Origin of the sequence: Cupriavidus phytohabitans, assembly GCF_017815025.1 — a bacterium.
Classification (GTDB): domain Bacteria; phylum Pseudomonadota; class Gammaproteobacteria; order Burkholderiales; family Burkholderiaceae; genus Cupriavidus.
The window spans coordinates 84,060-99,831 of the sequence record NZ_JAGIQB010000025.1; the positions used below are offsets into that span (position 1 = coordinate 84,060).

The following is a 15,772-nucleotide window of genomic DNA, read 5'->3' on the forward strand; positions in this document are numbered from 1 at the left end:
GAGAACATGAGCGAGAACAAACTGCCCCCGCGCCCGATGCGCCTGTCCGGCCTCGAGCCCTTTACCATCGACGACGACACGCTGTTCGTCAACGTCGGCGAGCGCACCAACGTGACCGGCTCCAAGGCCTTCGCGCGGATGATCCTGAACGGCCAGTTCGACGAAGCGCTGGCAGTGGCCCGCCAGCAGGTCGAGAACGGCGCGCAGATCATCGACATCAACATGGACGAGGCCATGCTGGACTCGAAGGCCGCCATGGTTCGCTTCCTGAACCTGATCGCCTCCGAGCCGGACATCGCGCGCGTGCCGATCATGCTGGACTCGTCCAAGTGGGACGTGATCGAGGCCGGGCTGCAGTGCGTGCAGGGCAAGCCCGTGGTGAACTCGATCTCGCTCAAGGAGGGCGAGGAGCAGTTCCGCCACCATGCCGAGCTGATCCGCCGTTACGGCGCGGCCAGTGTGGTGATGGCCTTTGACGAGAAGGGCCAGGCCGATACCTTCGAACGCAAGACCGAGATCTGCAAGCGCAGCTACGACATCCTGGTCAATGAGGTCGGCTTCCCGCCCGAGGACATCATCTTCGACCCGAACATCTTCGCGGTCGCGACCGGCATCGAGGAACACAACAATTACGCGGTGGACTTCATCGAAGCCACGCGCTGGATCAAGCAGAACCTGCCGTACGCCAAGGTCAGCGGCGGCGTCTCCAACGTGTCGTTCTCGTTCCGCGGCAACGACGTGGTGCGCGAGGCAATCCACACTGTGTTCCTGTACCACGCAATCGGCGCGGGCATGGACATGGGCATCGTCAACGCCGGGCAGCTCGGCGTGTATGACCAGCTCGATCCCGAGCTGCGCGAGCGCGTGGAAGACGTGGTGCTGAACCGCCGCGAGGACTCCACCGACCGCCTGCTGGAAATCGCCGACCGCTACAAGGGTGGCGGCGCCAAGAAGGAAGAAAACCTCGCCTGGCGCGGCACGCCCGAGCAGCCGGTGCCCGTGGGCGAACGCCTGGCGCACGCGCTGGTGCATGGCATCACCACCTTTATCGTCGAAGACACCGAGGAAGTCCGCCAGCAGGTAGAAGCGCGCGGCGGCCGCCCGATCGAGGTGATCGAGGGCCCGCTGATGGACGGCATGAACATCGTCGGCGACCTGTTCGGCGCCGGCAAGATGTTCCTGCCGCAGGTGGTCAAGAGCGCGCGCGTGATGAAGCAGGCGGTGGCGCACCTGCTGCCCTTCATCGAGGAAGAAAAGCGCCTGCTGGCCGAGGCCGGCGGCGATGTGCGCGCGCGCGGCAAGATCGTGATCGCCACCGTGAAGGGCGACGTGCACGACATCGGCAAGAACATCGTGTCGGTGGTGCTCCAGTGCAATAACTTCGAAGTGGTCAATATGGGCGTGATGGTGCCGTGCAACGAGATCCTGGCGAAGGCCAAGGTCGAGGGCGCGGACATCGTCGGCCTGTCGGGGCTGATCACGCCGTCGCTGGAAGAAATGGCCTACGTCGCGTCGGAGATGCAGCGCGACGACTACTTCCGCTTGAAAAAGATTCCGCTGCTGATCGGCGGAGCCACCACCTCGCGCGTGCATACCGCGGTGAAGATCGCGCCCAACTACGAAGGGCCGGTGGTGTACGTGCCGGACGCCTCGCGCTCGGTCAGCGTGGCGTCGAGCCTGCTGTCCGATGAAGGCGCGGCGAAGTACCTGGACGAGCTGAAGACCGACTACGACCGCATCCGCACCCAGCACGCCAACAAGAAGGCGACCCCGATGGTGACGCTGGCGCAGGCGCGCGCCAACAAGACGCCGATCGACTGGAGCGGCTACGTGCCGCCCAAGCCCAAGTTCATCGGCCGCCGCGTGTTCCGTAACTACGACCTGGCGGAACTGGCCAACTACATCGACTGGGGCCCGTTCTTCCAGACCTGGGACCTCGCCGGCAAATTCCCCGACATCCTCAACGACGAGATCGTGGGCGAGTCGGCGCGCAAGGTGTTCTCGGATGGCAAGGCGATGCTGTCGCGCCTGATCCAGGGCCGCTGGCTGAGCGCCAATGGCGTGATCGCGCTGCTGCCGGCCAACACCGTCAACGACGACGATATCGAGATCTACACCGACGAGACCCGCAGCAAGGTCGCGCTCACCTGGCACAACGTGCGCCAGCAGAGCGAGCGCCCGGTGGTGGACGGCGTGCGCCGGCCCAATCGCTGCCTGGCGGATTTTGTCGCGCCGAAGGACAGTGGCATCGCCGACTATGTCGGCATGTTTGCCGTCACCGCGGGCCTGGGCGTCGACAAGAAGGAAGCCCAGTTTGAAGCCGACCACGACGACTACAGCGCGATCATGCTGAAGGCGCTGGCCGACCGCCTCGCCGAAGCCTTCGCCGAATGCCTGCATGAGCGCGTGCGCAAGGACCTGTGGGGCTACGACGCGGGCGAGCAGCTCTCCAACGAACAACTGATTGCCGAGTCGTACCGCGGCATCCGCCCGGCGCCCGGCTATCCCGCCTGCCCCGAGCATACCGTCAAGGGCCCGATGTTCCAGTTCCTCGACGCAGCCGAGATCGGCATGGGCATCACCGAGTCGCTGGCGATGACGCCGGCCGCGTCGGTCAGCGGCTTCTACTTGGCGCATGCCGAGTCGACCTACTTCACCATCGGCAAGATCGGCCAGGACCAGCTCGACGACATGGTGTCGCGCCGGCATGAAGAGCGCGCCACGCTGGAGCGCGCGCTCGCGCCCAACCTGTAACGGGGTGCGACGGCAGGGCGCCGGCCACGGCCGCGCGACCTTGCCGCCAGCCCGTTGATGCCACAGGGAATTTCCTCGCGCGACGGCTTCCTGGCCCGCTTGCGGCGGTGTATCCGGCGCCTCACAACTCCTTACAGAGCCTTTCAATCCCTCACAGACCGGGGCCGGTGCGCTCCCTAGACTGAGGGCTCGATTCACGCAAACACCAGCGCGTGAACACCGCGACGAATGTTTCGCCGCGGGGCATCCTGAAAGGAGTCTGTCCATGAAGAAACTGCTGCTCTCCCTGTCCGCCCTGTCGATCGCCGCCGCTTCCTCGCTGGCCATGGCACAAGGTACTGGTGTGGGCGCCGGCGCGAAGGCCGACGTCGGCGCATCGGTGACCGCCCCGGCGCCCTCTGCCGCCACGCAGGGTGCGTTGAACACCGCGGGTAGCGCTGCCACCGGCGCCACCAGCGCCGCCGAGAAGGGCCTGTCGACCGCGGGCGCGGCAACCGACAAGGGCATGTCGGCAGCGGGCACTGCGGCTGACAAGGGGCTGTCCACCGCCGGCGCGGCGGTCGAGAAGGGTGCCAGCAAGTCGGCCGATGCCAAGGCCGAAGCCGGCAGCAAGGCCAAGCACGACAAGCACACCACCAAGTCGGCCAAGAAGTCCAAGGCAGATGCCAGCGTCGACGCGGGCGCCGAGGCGGGCGCCAAGGTGCAGTAAGCTCGCCGCCAGCCGGCACTGGCGCGCAGGCCCTGAGATTCCCGGGGCCTGACGCGCCGCAGCAAAGCGGGACGGACTCCAGGCCGTCCCGCTTTGCTTTTGTACGCCATGCCTCGTACCGTTGAGCCGCGGAACCGTCCATGTGCGCTTTACGCGTTGTGGCCGCGCGTCATGTCAGCCTGACACCGACAGCCCGCGCGCCCGGCCGGCACTACAATGACAGCAACGCAAGCGGTTCCGCCTGCACCCGACTGCACCGGGCAATGTGCCGGTCCGTTCAACCACGTGGAGCCCCACATGATCCGCGTCCTGATCGCTGACGATCACGAGATTGTGCGTGCCGGGCTGCGACAATTCATTTCCGAAGAGCCCGACATCCAGGTGACTGGCGAAGCCGGCAGCGGCGACGAAGTCATGGCGCGGCTACGTGATGCCGAATTCGATGTGCTGGTGCTGGATATCTCGATGCCCGACCGCAACGGCATCGATGTGCTCAAGCTGATCCGGCAGCGCAAGCCTGACCTGCCGGTGCTGATCCTGTCCACCTACCCCGAAGACCAGTACGCCATCAACCTGATCCGTGCCGGGGCTTCAGGCTACCTGACCAAGGAAAGCGCGCCCGACGATCTCGTCAAGGCCATCCGCACGGTGGCGCAGGGACGGCGCTATGTCAGCGCCACGGTGGCCGACCTGCTGATCGGCGGGCTCGACAAGCCGACCGAGCAGCCGGTGCACCAGATGCTGTCCGAGCGCGAGTTCCAGATCTTCTGCAAGCTCTCGCGCGGGCAGTCGGTGTCGGTGATCGCCGACGAATTGTTTCTCAGCGTCAAGACCGTCAGTACCTATCGTTCCCGCATCCTGGAGAAAATGGGCATGAAGACCAACGCGGACCTGACTTACTACGCCATCAAGAACGGCCTGGTCGAGTAGCGGCACGCCGCGGGCCGCATCGCGGCCTGCGGGCGGATCGCACCGGACCGGGCCCGCAAACCAGAACATGTCGGAGCAGGCTTCGAACACTTCCTACCGGGCGCTGAGCATACTGCTGATCGAAGACTCGGCGGTCCTGCGAGGCATGCTGCTCGAATACCTGAAGGATTTCCCGTTTATCGAGAACGTGGACTGGGCCGACACCGAAGCCATGGCCCTGCGCCTGCTCGACACCGGCAAGTACGACGTCGTCATCGTCGACCTGCAGCTGCGCCAGGGCAACGGCATCAATGTGCTGCGCGCAATGCAGCGCAAAGGCACGGATACCGTGCGCATTGTCTATACCAACCACGCCCAGGTGCAGATGTACCGAAGCCAGTGCGCAGCCGCGGGCGCCGATTATTTCTTCGACAAGTCACTCGAGCTGGAACAGGTGTTCCGTGTGATCGAGGAACACGCGGCGGCGCCGTCCTGATCTGGCAAGGCAACCCTCAAGTACAACTCAAGCACCGCACGCGTCAAGCGCGCGCAGGCTCTTCGCCTTCCGGTTGTTCCGCGGGCGCCAGCACCGATGCCGTCAGCGGCACCTCGATGTGGATGCGCACGCCCGCGTGCGCCGACGAGTCGATCTGCATGCTGCCGCCCAGCGCGGTGACGCGCTGTTCCATGCCCAGCAGGCCGTGGTGGCCGGCGGTGCTGCCGGCGTCGAAGTCGGCCGGCAGGCCCTTGCCGTCGTCGCGCACGGTCAGCGTCAGCAGCTCGCCGCGGCACGCCAGGCAGACCCCGACGCGCTTGGCTTCGGAGTACTTGCTGGCGTTGGTCAGCGATTCCTGCACGATCCGGTACAGCGCGATCGCGGCTTCGTCGCTCAGCGCCGGCAGGTCCTCGGGCACGCTGACGTCCGTTTGCCAGCCGTTGCGCGCACCGACTTCCTCCACCAGCTGGCACACCGCGGCGCGCAGGCCGAGGTTGAGCAGCACGGTGGGGCGCAGGTCCTCGACCAGGCGGCGCTTGATCTGGATACCCTGGTCTACGTGCAGCATCACACGCGTGAGGCGCTCGGCGCTTTGCGGATGCGCCTCCTGGATCTGGCGCCGCACCCAGTGCAGGTCGAGCTTGATGGCGGTCAGGATCGCACCCAACTCGTCGTGCAGCTCGCGCGCCAGCCGGGTCTTCTCGTCTTCGGTGACGCGCTGCAGGTGGGCCGCCAGCGCCGACAGCTGGCGCGTGCGCGCGCGTACCTTGCGGTCCAGCTTGGCGCTTTCCTCTTCCAGCTGCGCGCGCACCGCCTCGGCCATGGACAGGCGCTTGGCGTGGCCCACGCCGACCGCGAGCAGCAAGGTGATATTGATCGCGGTCAGCAGGCCGATGCCATAGCGCGATAGCTGCACATCGTTCTCCGCGCCTTCCAGCCGATGCGATACCGAGCCCGCCTCGCGCGCCTGCAGCTGGTCGAGCCCGCGGCGCGCATTGTCCATGGTCTGCTTGCCATAGTCGGTGCGGACCAGGTCCAGCGCCACTTCCAGGTCGCGCTTGCCGTAGACGAGCGTCAGCGCCATCTCGTTGAGCTTGCTGTTGATCAGCTTGGAGGTGTCGCCGAACATCTTCAGCCCCTCCGGGTCGTTGGCGTAGTCCGCGCGGATCTGCGCCATCAGTTCGGCAATGCGAGGCAGGCCCTTGTAGTAGGGCTCAAGATAGGATTCCTTGCCGGTCAGCAGGAAGCCGCGCTGGCCGGCCTCCGCATTGACCAGCTCGCCGTTGAGCGCGGCCAGCTCGGTCTGCACGCGCTGCGAGCGGATCACGTCGGTGTAGCTCTCGCGCAGGCGGATATTGCCGGTTTCCGACGCCACCAGAACCGCCAGCATCAGCACGATGCCGCCCGCGAGCAGCAGCGTATGAGGAAGAAATGATTGCTTGAGCATGGGGGCATTTGTCCTGTGTTTGGGGCGCGCCGCTTGCCCGCGCAGCGCCAGGGAGCGCCCATGGGATCACATCGATCCACATGGGTCAACCTTGATGTTTCGGGCGTGCCGCACCCGTACTGCCTCTTGTAGGACTCGGCTGACAGTCGAATCGGCTCGCTGTCGGTATTGGCGCGGCGGCAGGCTTCCTACGATGAGGCTATGAGCTTGCACCTTGTGGCGCAAGTCTTCACTTGGGCCCCGGGCCAGTGCCGGCCCGGTCAGCCATCTTCGGGAGCCTAGCATGCTGCACTATGCACTCGTATTTTTCGTCATCGCCCTGATCGCGGCGATCTTCGGCTTCGGCGGTATCGCTGCCGGCGCCGTGGAAATCGCCAAGATCCTGTTCTTCATCTTCCTGGTCGTGGCGCTGGTGGCCGCGGTGATGGGCCTGGTTCGCAGGAGATAGCGCCGGCCGCGCGCCGGCTCCTGTATCGATCGCAACCTGAGGAGACCCCATGCTGACCCAGAACCCCAAAGTCCGGAAGGAACTGAACCACTTGTCCGACAGTGCTGACAGCGCCATCCGCCATATCAAGCACGCCGCACGCGATTCGCGCGAGGCTGCCGCGCCGGTTTCCGGCGAAGTCAAGGCGCTGATCGCCCAGCTGGAGCACACCATCGAAGTGCTGGCGCGGGAAGGCTCGGCCGAAAGCCTGCGTGCCGGCCAGCGGCTGCGCGACCGTGCCAGCGAGATGGCGCACCGGCTGCGCGACCAGACCACCGATGGCATGATGCGCGCCCGCGAACGGATGGATGGCGCGGTCGAACATTCGCGCCAGCGGGTCGTCGAATCGCCGCTCAAGGCAGTAGCGATTGCCGCCGCCATCGGTGCGCTGCTCGGCCTGCTGCTGGCCAACGGCCGCCACCACGAAGAGGAGTAGGCCTGGCGGCACCGGTCCCCGCGCGGCGGGGCCGAAAAAAGCATTCCCCCCTTTCCGGCGCCCTCGTCCGGAAGCCCGGCAACCCGACGCGGTGCCGGGCGTTTTTTTGTGCGCCCGCGGCCTGCCTTGCCGCCGGGCTACACGCCCCACAAGACGTTGGTCCCTTCCCGCTGCGAGGCGCGCAGCATGTCCAGGAAGGGATAGGCGCGCTGTCCCAGGTGCAGCGGCTCTTCCTCGTCCTCGGCGGCGGCGGTCCCTTCCTCGACCGCCGAGTTGGCCGGATGGTCGCGGCGGGCATCGGCCACCGCCGCTTCCAGCTTCTGGATCGCGCGTGGCAGTTCTTCGACGGTGATCACCCCTCGTTCCCCGAGATGCTTGCCGATGATGCCCAGCAGCGTGATGGCCAGATCCTTCATCATGATCAGGTCTTGCGCAGCGTGGGATTTGAAGGTGATCAGCATGGTGTGGTTTCCTTTTCCGGACGTGCGGGGAACGGCGTTCCCGGGGGCGGGTCGCCGCATGGATTGTGGCCCGGGGCCATCTTCGCGCATGATGTCAGCATAGCACCTGATAAAATTCCGCGTTCCCGATTCCAATGCCTGTTATGCGGCTCGGCGTACCTTTGCCGTCACATGCCGCATCAGGGCGTTGGTGTCGCGTTCAAGCCGCTCGGACGAGCCGGCTGAACGCGACGCCTGAATACTTGCCCACAGGGCTTCCGACATCCATGCTGCCTGTTCAGACCTCCAATCTTGCCGCTGCGTTCACCGATGCCGTGCGTGCGCTCGCCCCGGCCGATGCCTCCCTGCCCGCCGTCACTTTCGAGCGGCCCAAGGCGGCCGCCCATGGCGACCTTGCCTGCAATGTCGCCATGCAGGTCGCGCGCGCGCTCAAGAGCAATCCACGTGAGCTGGCGCAGCGCATCGTCGCCGCGGTGCAGGCCGATGCGCGCGCGCAGGGCCTGGTCGAGGCCATGGAGATCGCTGGCCCCGGCTTTATCAACCTGCGCCTGAGCGCGGCCGCCAAGGCCGACGTGCTGCGCGCGGTGCTTGCCGAGGGCGACCACTACGGCGCGCGCGAGCGCGGCGTGCACGGCCAGGTGCTGGTGGAGTTCGTTTCGGCCAACCCGACCGGCCCGCTGCACGTGGGCCACGGCCGCCAGGCCGCGCTGGGCGATGCCCTCGCCAACCTGCTGTCGTGGCAGGGCTTCCATGTCCACCGCGAGTTCTACTACAACGACGCCGGCGTGCAGATCCAGACCCTGGCGCTGTCAGTGCAGGCGCGCGCGCGCGGCCTGAAGCCGGGCGACGCCAACTGGCCCGAGTCGGCCTACAACGGCGACTACATCGCCGACATCGCCGCCGACTTCCTCGCCGGCAAGACCGTCAGCGCCTCGGACGGCGAGCCGGTGACCGCGTCGGGCAATGTCGAGGATATCGACTCGATCCGCAAGTTCGCCGTGACCTACCTGCGCAACGAGCAGGACATCGACCTGCAGGCCTTCGGCGTCAAGTTCGACCGCTACTACCTGGAGTCGTCGCTGTACAGCGACGGCCGCGTGGAAGCCGCGGTGCAGTCGCTGGTGGCCAAGGGCAAGACCTACGAGAGCGAAGGCGCGCTGTGGCTGCGCACCACCGACGACGGCGACGACAAGGACCGCGTCATGAAGAAGACCGACGGCACCTACACGTATTTCGTGCCGGACGTGGCCTACCACACCACCAAGTGGGAACGCGGCTTCAGCAAGGTCATCAACGTGCAGGGCAGCGACCACCACGGCACCATCGCGCGCGTGCGCGCCGGCCTGCAGGGCCTGGACATGGGGATTCCCAAGGGCTATCCCGACTACGTGCTGCACAAGATGGTCACCGTGATGAAGAACGGCGAGGAGGTCAAGATCTCCAAGCGCGCCGGCTCGTACGTCACGGTGCGCGACCTGATCGAATGGTCCAACGGCGGTGATGAAAGCATTCGCGGTTGCCTGGAGCAGGGCGTGGCCGACTGGCCGGAGCACTTCACCCGCGGTCGCGACGCGGTGCGCTTCTTCCTGCTGTCGCGCAAGGCCGATACCGAATTCGTGTTCGACGTCGACCTGGCGCTCAAGCAGAACGACGAGAACCCGGTGTACTACGTGCAGTACGCCCATGCCCGCATCTGCTCGATCTTCGAGTCGTGGGGCGGCGCCGAATGGGAAAGCCGCCTGGCCGAGCTGGCCGGCGCCGACCTGTCGGCCGTGACCGGCCCCGAGGCCAGCGCCCAGGCACAGGCGCTGGGCCGCCGCCTGGCCGAGTTCCCGGACATGCTGTCGGCCGCTGCCTCCGAGCTCGCGCCGCATGCGGTCGCCTTCTACCTGCGCGACCTGGCCGGCGATTTCCACGCCTTCTACAATGCCGACCGCGTGCTGGTCGACGACGAGGCGGTCAAGCGCGCCCGGCTGGCGCTGCTGGCCGCGACGCGCCAGGTGCTGCGCAACGGCCTGGCGGTGATCGGCGTCTCGGCGCCGCGCCGCATGTAATCGACGCGCGCAAGGAAGGACGCAACGAAGGGCGCAAAGAAGGGCGCACAGGGCTGCCCGGCGGTGGCCCTATAATCCCGGCATCACCTAAGAGGACTTCATGCAACAGCAACGCAAGCGCGATGCGCGCAAGGCCCGCCGCAGCCAGCAGCGCGGCGGGACGTTCCTGGGCCTTGTGCTCGGGCTGATCGTCGGGCTGGCCATCGCCGTGGTGGTGGCCCTGTACATCACCAAGTCGCCGACGCCGTTCCAGCAGAAGAGCGCGCCGCGGCCGAGCGAGCCGGGCAATGTCGCCAGCCAGCTGCCGCCGCCGGCGCAGCGCGCCGACGAGGGCCAGGGCCCGACCGACCCGAACAAGCCGCTGTGGAGCAAGACGCCGGCCAAGCCGGTGGGCCAGGCCGCCGAGCCGGAGCCCAAGCCCAGCACCCAGCCGAGCCAGCAGAACGGGCACCAGAATGGCCAGCCTCCGGTGGCGGCCACCCGCCCGGCGGAGAAGCCCGTTGAAAAGCCGGTTGAAAAACCGGTTGAAAAGCCCGCCGACAAGCCCGTCGCCACCAGGCCGGCCGAGAAGCCTGTGTCCGACCCGATTGCCGAGATCGCACAGGCCGACGCCAACAAGGTGGGCTACCTGCTGCAGGTGGGCGCGTTCCGCTCGGCCGACGACGCCGACCGCCAGAAGGCCAACCTGGCGATGCAGGGCTTCGAGGCCCGGATCACCGAGCGCGACGTCAACGGCGTCAAGATGTACCGCGTGCGCATGGGCCCGTACAACCGCATCGAAGACATGAACAAGACGCGCGAGCGGCTGCAATCGCAGGGCTTCGAGGCGTCCGTGATCCGCTTCACCAAGCAGTAAGCTGGCGTATTTGCCACGAAAGCGCCACGAAAACAGCGATAAATACGCCGTAACCAACGCAACACCCTTGTCACCAACGCGGCCGGCGCCCGGGCTGAACCGGACGCCGCCGCCGCGGTCATACGCTCATCGACCCAACCGCAAGGCCGCACAAGATGAAGAAACTCGCCGCACTGTTCGCCATGTTCGCCGCCGTGGGCGGCCTGCTGATGTCCGCGCCGTCCCAGGCCGCGCCCACCGAGGGCAAGGAATACCAGGTCCTGAAGGCGCCGCAGCCGGTCACGCCGGGCAAGATCGAGGTCACCGAGTTCTTCTGGTACGGCTGCCCGCACTGCTTCGACTTCGAGCCCGACCTTGAGGCGTGGGTCAAGAAGCAGGGCAGCAACGTCGTGTTCAAGCGCGTGCCGGTCGCCTTCCGCGACGACCTGCTGCCGCACACCAAGATCTTCTATGCGCTCGAAGCCATCGGCAAGCTCGACGCCATGAACATGAAGGTCTTCAACGCCATCCACGTCGAGCGCAAGCGCCTGCTCGACAGCAACGAGATCGCGGACTTCATGGCCAAGAACGGCGTCGACCGCAAGGCCTTCCTGGACGCGTATAACTCGTTCACGGTGACCACCAACGCGCAGCGCGCCAACAAGATCGCCGATGCCTACAAGATCGACGGCGTGCCGACCGTGGTGGTGCAGGGCAAGTACGTGACCTCGCCGTCGATCACCGGCAACAAACAGGGCGCGATCCAGGCCATGGATTACCTGGTGGAGCAGGTGAAGGCGAAGAAGATGTAAATAAGACTGGCGGCCTTGCACAGGCCGGTGGTTAGCCAAACGGCTGGTATCCTGTACCAGCCGTTTTTCATTTCGGACAGCCTGCATCCTTCCATGCGTCCCCTTAAAGTCTTCCTCACCGGCGCCTCCAGCGGACTCGGCCAGGCGCTGGCGCGCGAATACGCGTCGCAGGGCGCCATCCTCGGCTTGGTAGCCCGGCGCGAAGATGCGTTGCGCGAATTCGTGGCGACGCTGCCCAATCCGGGTGCGGCGCGCATCTACGGCGCCGATGTGCGCGATGCCGACGCGATGGCGAGGGCGGCGGAAGACTTTCTCGGGCATTTCGGCTGTCCGGACGTGGTGATCGCCAATGCCGGCGTCTCGGTCGGCACCGTCGCCAGCGAACGCGAGGACCTGGATGCGTTCCGTCAGGTGATGGACACCAACTGGTTCGGCGTGCTGACCACGTTCCAGCCTTTCCTGCACGCGATGCAGCAGCGCGAACCCGGCCCCGGCGGCCGGCGCGGCACGCTGGTCGGCATTGCCAGCGTCGCCGGCGTGCGCGGGCTGCCGGGTGCCGGTGCGTACAGCGCGTCGAAGTCAGCGGTGATCAAGCTGCTGGAGAGCCTGCGGCTGGAGCAGCGCCCGAATGGCATCCGCGTGGTCACGATCGCGCCCGGCTATATCCGCACGCCGATGACCGCGAAGAACCCGTACCGGATGCCATTCCTGACCGATGCCGACGTGTTCGCGCGCAAGGCCGCGCGCGTGATCGCCGCCGGCCGGCGCTTCCGCGTGATTCCGTGGCAGATGGGCGTGGTGGCTGGGCTGATGCACGTGATGCCGCGCTGGCTGTACGACATGCTGGCGACCGGCGCGCCGCGCAAGCCGCGGCGCGGGGAAAGCAGGGAGCCCTGACCATGTGGACGGATGCCATTGGCCAGCAGCACGCCGCGGCAAGCGGCGAGGTGCGCATCGCCTCGCTGGTGCCGTCGGTGACCGAACTGCTGTTCGCGCTCGGGCTGGCGCCGCAGATGGTGGCGCGCACCGGCTTCTGCATCCACCCGGAACGGGCCGTGCGCGCGGTGCCCAAGGTCGGCGGCACCAAGGACGTCAGGGTGGCGCGGCTGCGCGAGCTGGCGCCCACGCACGTGGTGGTCAATATCGACGAAAACCGGCGCGAGACCGTCGACGAGATCCGCGCCTTCGTGCCCAACGTGATCGTCACGCATCCGTGCGCGCCGGAAGACAATGTGCCGCTGTACCGGTTGCTTGGGGGCATTTTTGGCCGCCGTGCCGAGGCCGAATCGCTGTGCGCGGCCTTGCAGGCCGAGCTGGACGCCATCCGCGCACGTTCCTGGCCGGCGCGCCGCGTGCTCTACGCGATCTGGCAGGATCCGTGGATGACGGTGTCGCGCGACACCTATATCAGCCGCATGCTGGCGCTGGCCAACTGGCAGACGTGGCCGGATGGCAAGGATGCCATGCAGGCCTGCGGAGGCGGCGACTGCAGCCGCCCCAATGCACCGGGAGAGCGCTACCCCACGTTCCGCTGGAGCGATGCGCTGGTGCGCGAGCTAGACCTGGTGCTGCTGTCGACCGAGCCCTATCGCTTCACTGAAGACCACGCCGATGCGCTCGAGCGCCAGCTCGGCAAGCCGGTGCTGCTGGTCGACGGCGAGATGCTGTCGTGGTACGGCAGCCGCGCGGTGGATGGCGTGCGCTACCTGGCGGCGCTGGCGGCCGGCAACTAGCCGGCGTTTCCAGTCGGCAATATCAGGCCGCCCGGAAGCGGTACACGCCGTCGTCATCCAGCTGCCGCAGCAGCTCGCCGCGGTGCCACAGGCAGTGCAGGTGCGCCAGCGACTCGCCCATGGCAAAGGTCATCTGGTGGATGTCGAACTGGCGCTTGAAGATCACGCTGACGATATCGTGCGCGCAGCACGGCTTCTCGCGGCAGGCCTCCAGCGTTTCGGCGAGACGGTCGGCGTGGTGCTCGCGCAGCTGCATGATGCGGGTATGCAGGTTGCGGAACGGGCGGCCGTGCGAGGGCAGGATCAGCACGTCCTGCGGCAGCGGCTCGTAGCGGGTGAGCGAATCCAGGTAGAGCTGCAGCGAGTTGCCTTCGGGCTCCATGTCGAACACGCTGACATTGGTCGAGATGCGCGGCAGCACCATGTCGCCGGACACCAGCACATTGGTCGCTTCGTTGTACAGCGCCACGTGCTCGGGCGAATGGCCGAATCCGGTGATCACGCGCCAGCCCGAGGTGGCCGCGTCGGTGCCGATCCGGACAGTGTCGCCATCCATCAGGCGGCGGTACTGGGCCGGCAGGTCAGGAACCAGCGACGGGTAGTAGGTCTTGCGCGCACGCAGCTTTTCCTGGCTGTCGGGATCGGTCAGGCCATGCCGCGCAAAGTGCGCGGCGGCCGCGTCGCCGCCCGCGCTGGAGCCGGCACCGGTGCCGGTGCCCATCACGCGCGCGCTCATGTAGTCGCCCAGGCTCATCCACAGCCGCACGTCGAAGCGCTTGCACAGCCAGTGCGCCAGGCCGACGTGGTCGGGATGGCTGTGCGTCACCAGCACGCGCACCACCGGCAGCCCTTCCAGCTCGTTGGCGAAGATGGTCTCCCAATGCGCCTTGATGGTGTCGTTGGTGATGCCGCAGTCGATGATGGTCCAGCCGTCGCGCCCGTCCAGGCGGTCGCGCAGCAGCCACAGGTTGATATGGTCGAGCGCGAACGGCAGCGGCATGCGCAGCCAGTAGACGCCGGGGGCAACTTCCTGCTTGCTGCCGGGCTCGGGCATGGTGTCGCCGAACGGGTATTGGAGCTGGTGTTCGAGTGCATTCATGAGGAGTCTCTTGTTCGAAGCCTAGTGCCGCGCCGGTGATCCGGCCGGGGGCAGGCGGGCTTTCTCGATGCCAGGCGCGCAGGGGGCAATCCGCCGGTTCGCGCCAGTTGCCAGTCGCCGGTGTTGACGCTAACGTAAACGTCAACTCTGACGGTTCGTCTCCATCTTAAGCGAAAACTTGACTTCGCAACGAACGACCGTTCACTTTACTGGGCGCACCCATGGCAGTCACGCAATCTCCCGCCTCCGCAACGTACACCATCACCGACCTCGCCCGCGAGTTCGATGTCACGCCCCGCGCCATCCGCTTCTATGAAGACCAGGGCCTGCTGGCCCCTGAGCGCGAAGGCCCGGGCGGCCGCAAGCGGGTCTATAACAGCCGCGAGCGGACCCGGCTGAAGCTGACGCTGCGCGGCAAGCGGTTAGGGCTCACTCTCAATGAGATCCGCGAGATCCTGGACCTTTACGAGTCGCCGCGCGACACCGCACCGCAGCTCGAACGCTTCCTGCACGCGCTTGCCGCCCACCGCGGCGCGCTCGAGCGGCAGATGGAAGATCTGCAGGCGCAACTTGCCGAGATCGACCAGCATGAGCGCCATTGCCAGGACTTGCTGGCCGCCCAGACTGGCGGCAAGCCCGCGGCCACGGAGGGCGGAGATGCGCCGGTCCGGAAACGATCGGCCTGATACATCACCCGGCACGGCTTTCGTGCCGATTCGGATTGACGTTTACGTAAACGTAAATAGAATACTCCAACGCCTTCACCGCCGCATTCACGCTGGATCCCTGCCATGACGTCTGCCAACGCCAGTGCCGTACCCGCCGAACCCGAGGCGCTGTCCGCCGCGCGCGCCGATGCCATCGCCACCAGTTTCTCGCGCCAGGGTCTGATGACCAGCTTCGGCGCCTCGCTGCAGCGGGTGGCGCGCGGAGAGGTCGAAATCGCGATGCCGTGGTCCGAAGGCGTGACCCAGCAGCACGGCTTCTTCCACGGCGGCGCGGTCGGCGCGCTGGCCGACAGCGCCTGCGGCTATGCCGCGCTGTCGATGGTGGGCGAGGGCGAGGCGGGGCTGACCGCCGAATACAAGATCAACCTGCTATCCCCCGCGCAAGGCGAACGCCTGGTCGCGGTGGGGCGGGTGCTGAAGCCCGGGCGCACGCTGATCGTGGCGCAGGGCGAGGTGTACGTCGAGCAGCAGGGCCGCCGCAAGCAGGTGGCCACCATGCTGATGACGCTGTGCGTGGTCAAGACCCTGGACCACGTCTGAAGCACTCATACATACCGAATCCAACAGGAGACCGACATGACCGAACTGCCAGGCCTGAAATTCGATCTGGGCGAAGACATCGAGATGCTGCGCGATTCCGTGCGCACGTGGGCCCAGGCCGAACTGGCCCCGCGCGCCGGCGAGATCGACCGCACCGACCAGTTCCCGATGGACGCCTGGAAGAAGATGGGCGATCTCGGCGTGCTCGGCATCACCGTGGCCGAGGAATACGGCGGCGCCAACATGGGCTACCTGGCGCACATGATCGCGAT

Annotated in this window: 17 protein-coding genes; 14 read left to right on the top strand and 3 right to left on the bottom strand. The window is 66.6% G+C overall.

All coding sequences use genetic code 11. The features are described from left to right. The first annotated feature begins 6 nt into the window (after positions 1–6). From metH to J8I34_RS18495, 4 genes are all read left to right on the top strand, one after another. Positions 7–2,754: a methionine synthase gene (gene metH / locus J8I34_RS18480; RefSeq protein WP_209775891.1), complete on the top strand. Its 2,748-nt coding sequence runs from the start codon at positions 7–9 to the stop codon at positions 2,752–2,754. 265 nt (positions 2,755–3,019) lie between these two features. Next, positions 3,020–3,463: a hypothetical protein gene (locus J8I34_RS18485; RefSeq protein ID WP_029047760.1), complete on the top strand. Its 444-nt coding sequence runs from the start codon at positions 3,020–3,022 to the stop codon at positions 3,461–3,463. Positions 3,464–3,760: 297 nt separating this feature from the next. Next, entirely contained in the window at positions 3,761–4,393 is a 633-nt protein-coding gene (locus tag J8I34_RS18490; RefSeq protein ID WP_029047759.1) for a response regulator, read from the top strand. A 67-nt stretch (positions 4,394–4,460) separates the two neighbouring features. Further along, entirely contained in the window at positions 4,461–4,868 is a 408-nt protein-coding gene (locus J8I34_RS18495) for a response regulator (RefSeq protein ID WP_209775890.1), read from the top strand. Positions 4,869–4,911: 43 nt separating this feature from the next. Here J8I34_RS18495 and J8I34_RS18500 read toward each other — a convergent pair whose 3' ends face one another. Further along, positions 4,912–6,315 (bottom strand): sensor histidine kinase, encoded by a 1,404-nt coding sequence (locus J8I34_RS18500; RefSeq protein ID WP_209775889.1) that lies wholly within the window; start codon positions 6,313–6,315, stop codon positions 4,912–4,914. A 283-nt stretch (positions 6,316–6,598) separates the two neighbouring features. Here J8I34_RS18500 and J8I34_RS18505 point away from each other — a divergent pair, with 283 nt between their 5' ends. Together J8I34_RS18505 and J8I34_RS18510 are read left to right on the top strand one after the other, a co-directional pair. Then, entirely contained in the window at positions 6,599–6,763 is a 165-nt protein-coding gene (locus J8I34_RS18505; protein WP_029047756.1) for a DUF1328 domain-containing protein, read from the top strand. Positions 6,764–6,812: 49 nt separating this feature from the next. Continuing rightward, positions 6,813–7,238: a DUF883 family protein gene (locus J8I34_RS18510; RefSeq protein WP_029047755.1), complete on the top strand. Its 426-nt coding sequence runs from the start codon at positions 6,813–6,815 to the stop codon at positions 7,236–7,238. A gap of 137 nt (positions 7,239–7,375) precedes the next feature. On the opposite strand, the gene J8I34_RS18515 is transcribed toward J8I34_RS18510, so the two are convergent. Then, on the bottom strand, positions 7,376–7,699 hold the full coding sequence (locus J8I34_RS18515) for a DUF1840 domain-containing protein (RefSeq protein WP_209775888.1): 324 nt from the start codon (positions 7,697–7,699) through the stop codon (positions 7,376–7,378). A 266-nt stretch (positions 7,700–7,965) separates the two neighbouring features. On the opposite strand from J8I34_RS18515, the gene argS reads away from it, so the two are divergent. The 5 genes from argS to J8I34_RS18540 all read left to right on the top strand — a co-directional run bounded on the left by argS (position 7,966) and on the right by J8I34_RS18540 (position 13,133). Beyond that, positions 7,966–9,753, top strand: coding sequence for an arginine--tRNA ligase (gene argS, locus J8I34_RS18520; protein ID WP_209775887.1), 1,788 nt, complete (start codon positions 7,966–7,968; stop codon positions 9,751–9,753). Between the two features lie 100 nt (positions 9,754–9,853). Continuing rightward, entirely contained in the window at positions 9,854–10,609 is a 756-nt protein-coding gene (locus J8I34_RS18525; RefSeq protein ID WP_209775886.1) for an SPOR domain-containing protein, read from the top strand. Positions 10,610–10,764: 155 nt separating this feature from the next. Continuing rightward, on the top strand, positions 10,765–11,400 hold the full coding sequence (locus tag J8I34_RS18530) for a thiol:disulfide interchange protein DsbA/DsbL (RefSeq protein WP_029047751.1): 636 nt from the start codon (positions 10,765–10,767) through the stop codon (positions 11,398–11,400). A gap of 93 nt (positions 11,401–11,493) precedes the next feature. After that, entirely contained in the window at positions 11,494–12,297 is an 804-nt protein-coding gene (locus tag J8I34_RS18535; protein WP_029047750.1) for an SDR family oxidoreductase, read from the top strand. Between the two features lie 2 nt (positions 12,298–12,299). Next, positions 12,300–13,133 carry a helical backbone metal receptor gene (locus J8I34_RS18540; RefSeq protein ID WP_209775885.1) on the top strand — a complete coding sequence of 278 codons (834 nt, stop codon included), beginning with the start codon at positions 12,300–12,302 and terminating at the stop codon, positions 13,131–13,133. Positions 13,134–13,155: 22 nt separating this feature from the next. Here J8I34_RS18540 and J8I34_RS18545 read toward each other — a convergent pair whose 3' ends face one another. Further along, on the bottom strand, positions 13,156–14,232 hold the full coding sequence (locus J8I34_RS18545; protein WP_029047748.1) for an MBL fold metallo-hydrolase: 1,077 nt from the start codon (positions 14,230–14,232) through the stop codon (positions 13,156–13,158). Positions 14,233–14,453: 221 nt separating this feature from the next. Between J8I34_RS18545 and J8I34_RS18550 the strand changes: the two genes are divergently transcribed. The 3 genes from J8I34_RS18550 to J8I34_RS18560 form a co-directional block, all read left to right on the top strand. After that, complete coding sequence (locus tag J8I34_RS18550) at positions 14,454–14,918, top strand: MerR family transcriptional regulator (RefSeq protein WP_209806658.1); 465 nt, start codon at positions 14,454–14,456, stop codon at positions 14,916–14,918. A gap of 105 nt (positions 14,919–15,023) precedes the next feature. Continuing rightward, positions 15,024–15,500: a PaaI family thioesterase gene (locus tag J8I34_RS18555; RefSeq protein WP_029047746.1), complete on the top strand. Its 477-nt coding sequence runs from the start codon at positions 15,024–15,026 to the stop codon at positions 15,498–15,500. A gap of 36 nt (positions 15,501–15,536) precedes the next feature. After that, a partial coding sequence (locus J8I34_RS18560; protein ID WP_209806659.1) for an acyl-CoA dehydrogenase family protein occupies positions 15,537–15,772 on the top strand: 236 nt, incomplete at its 3' end.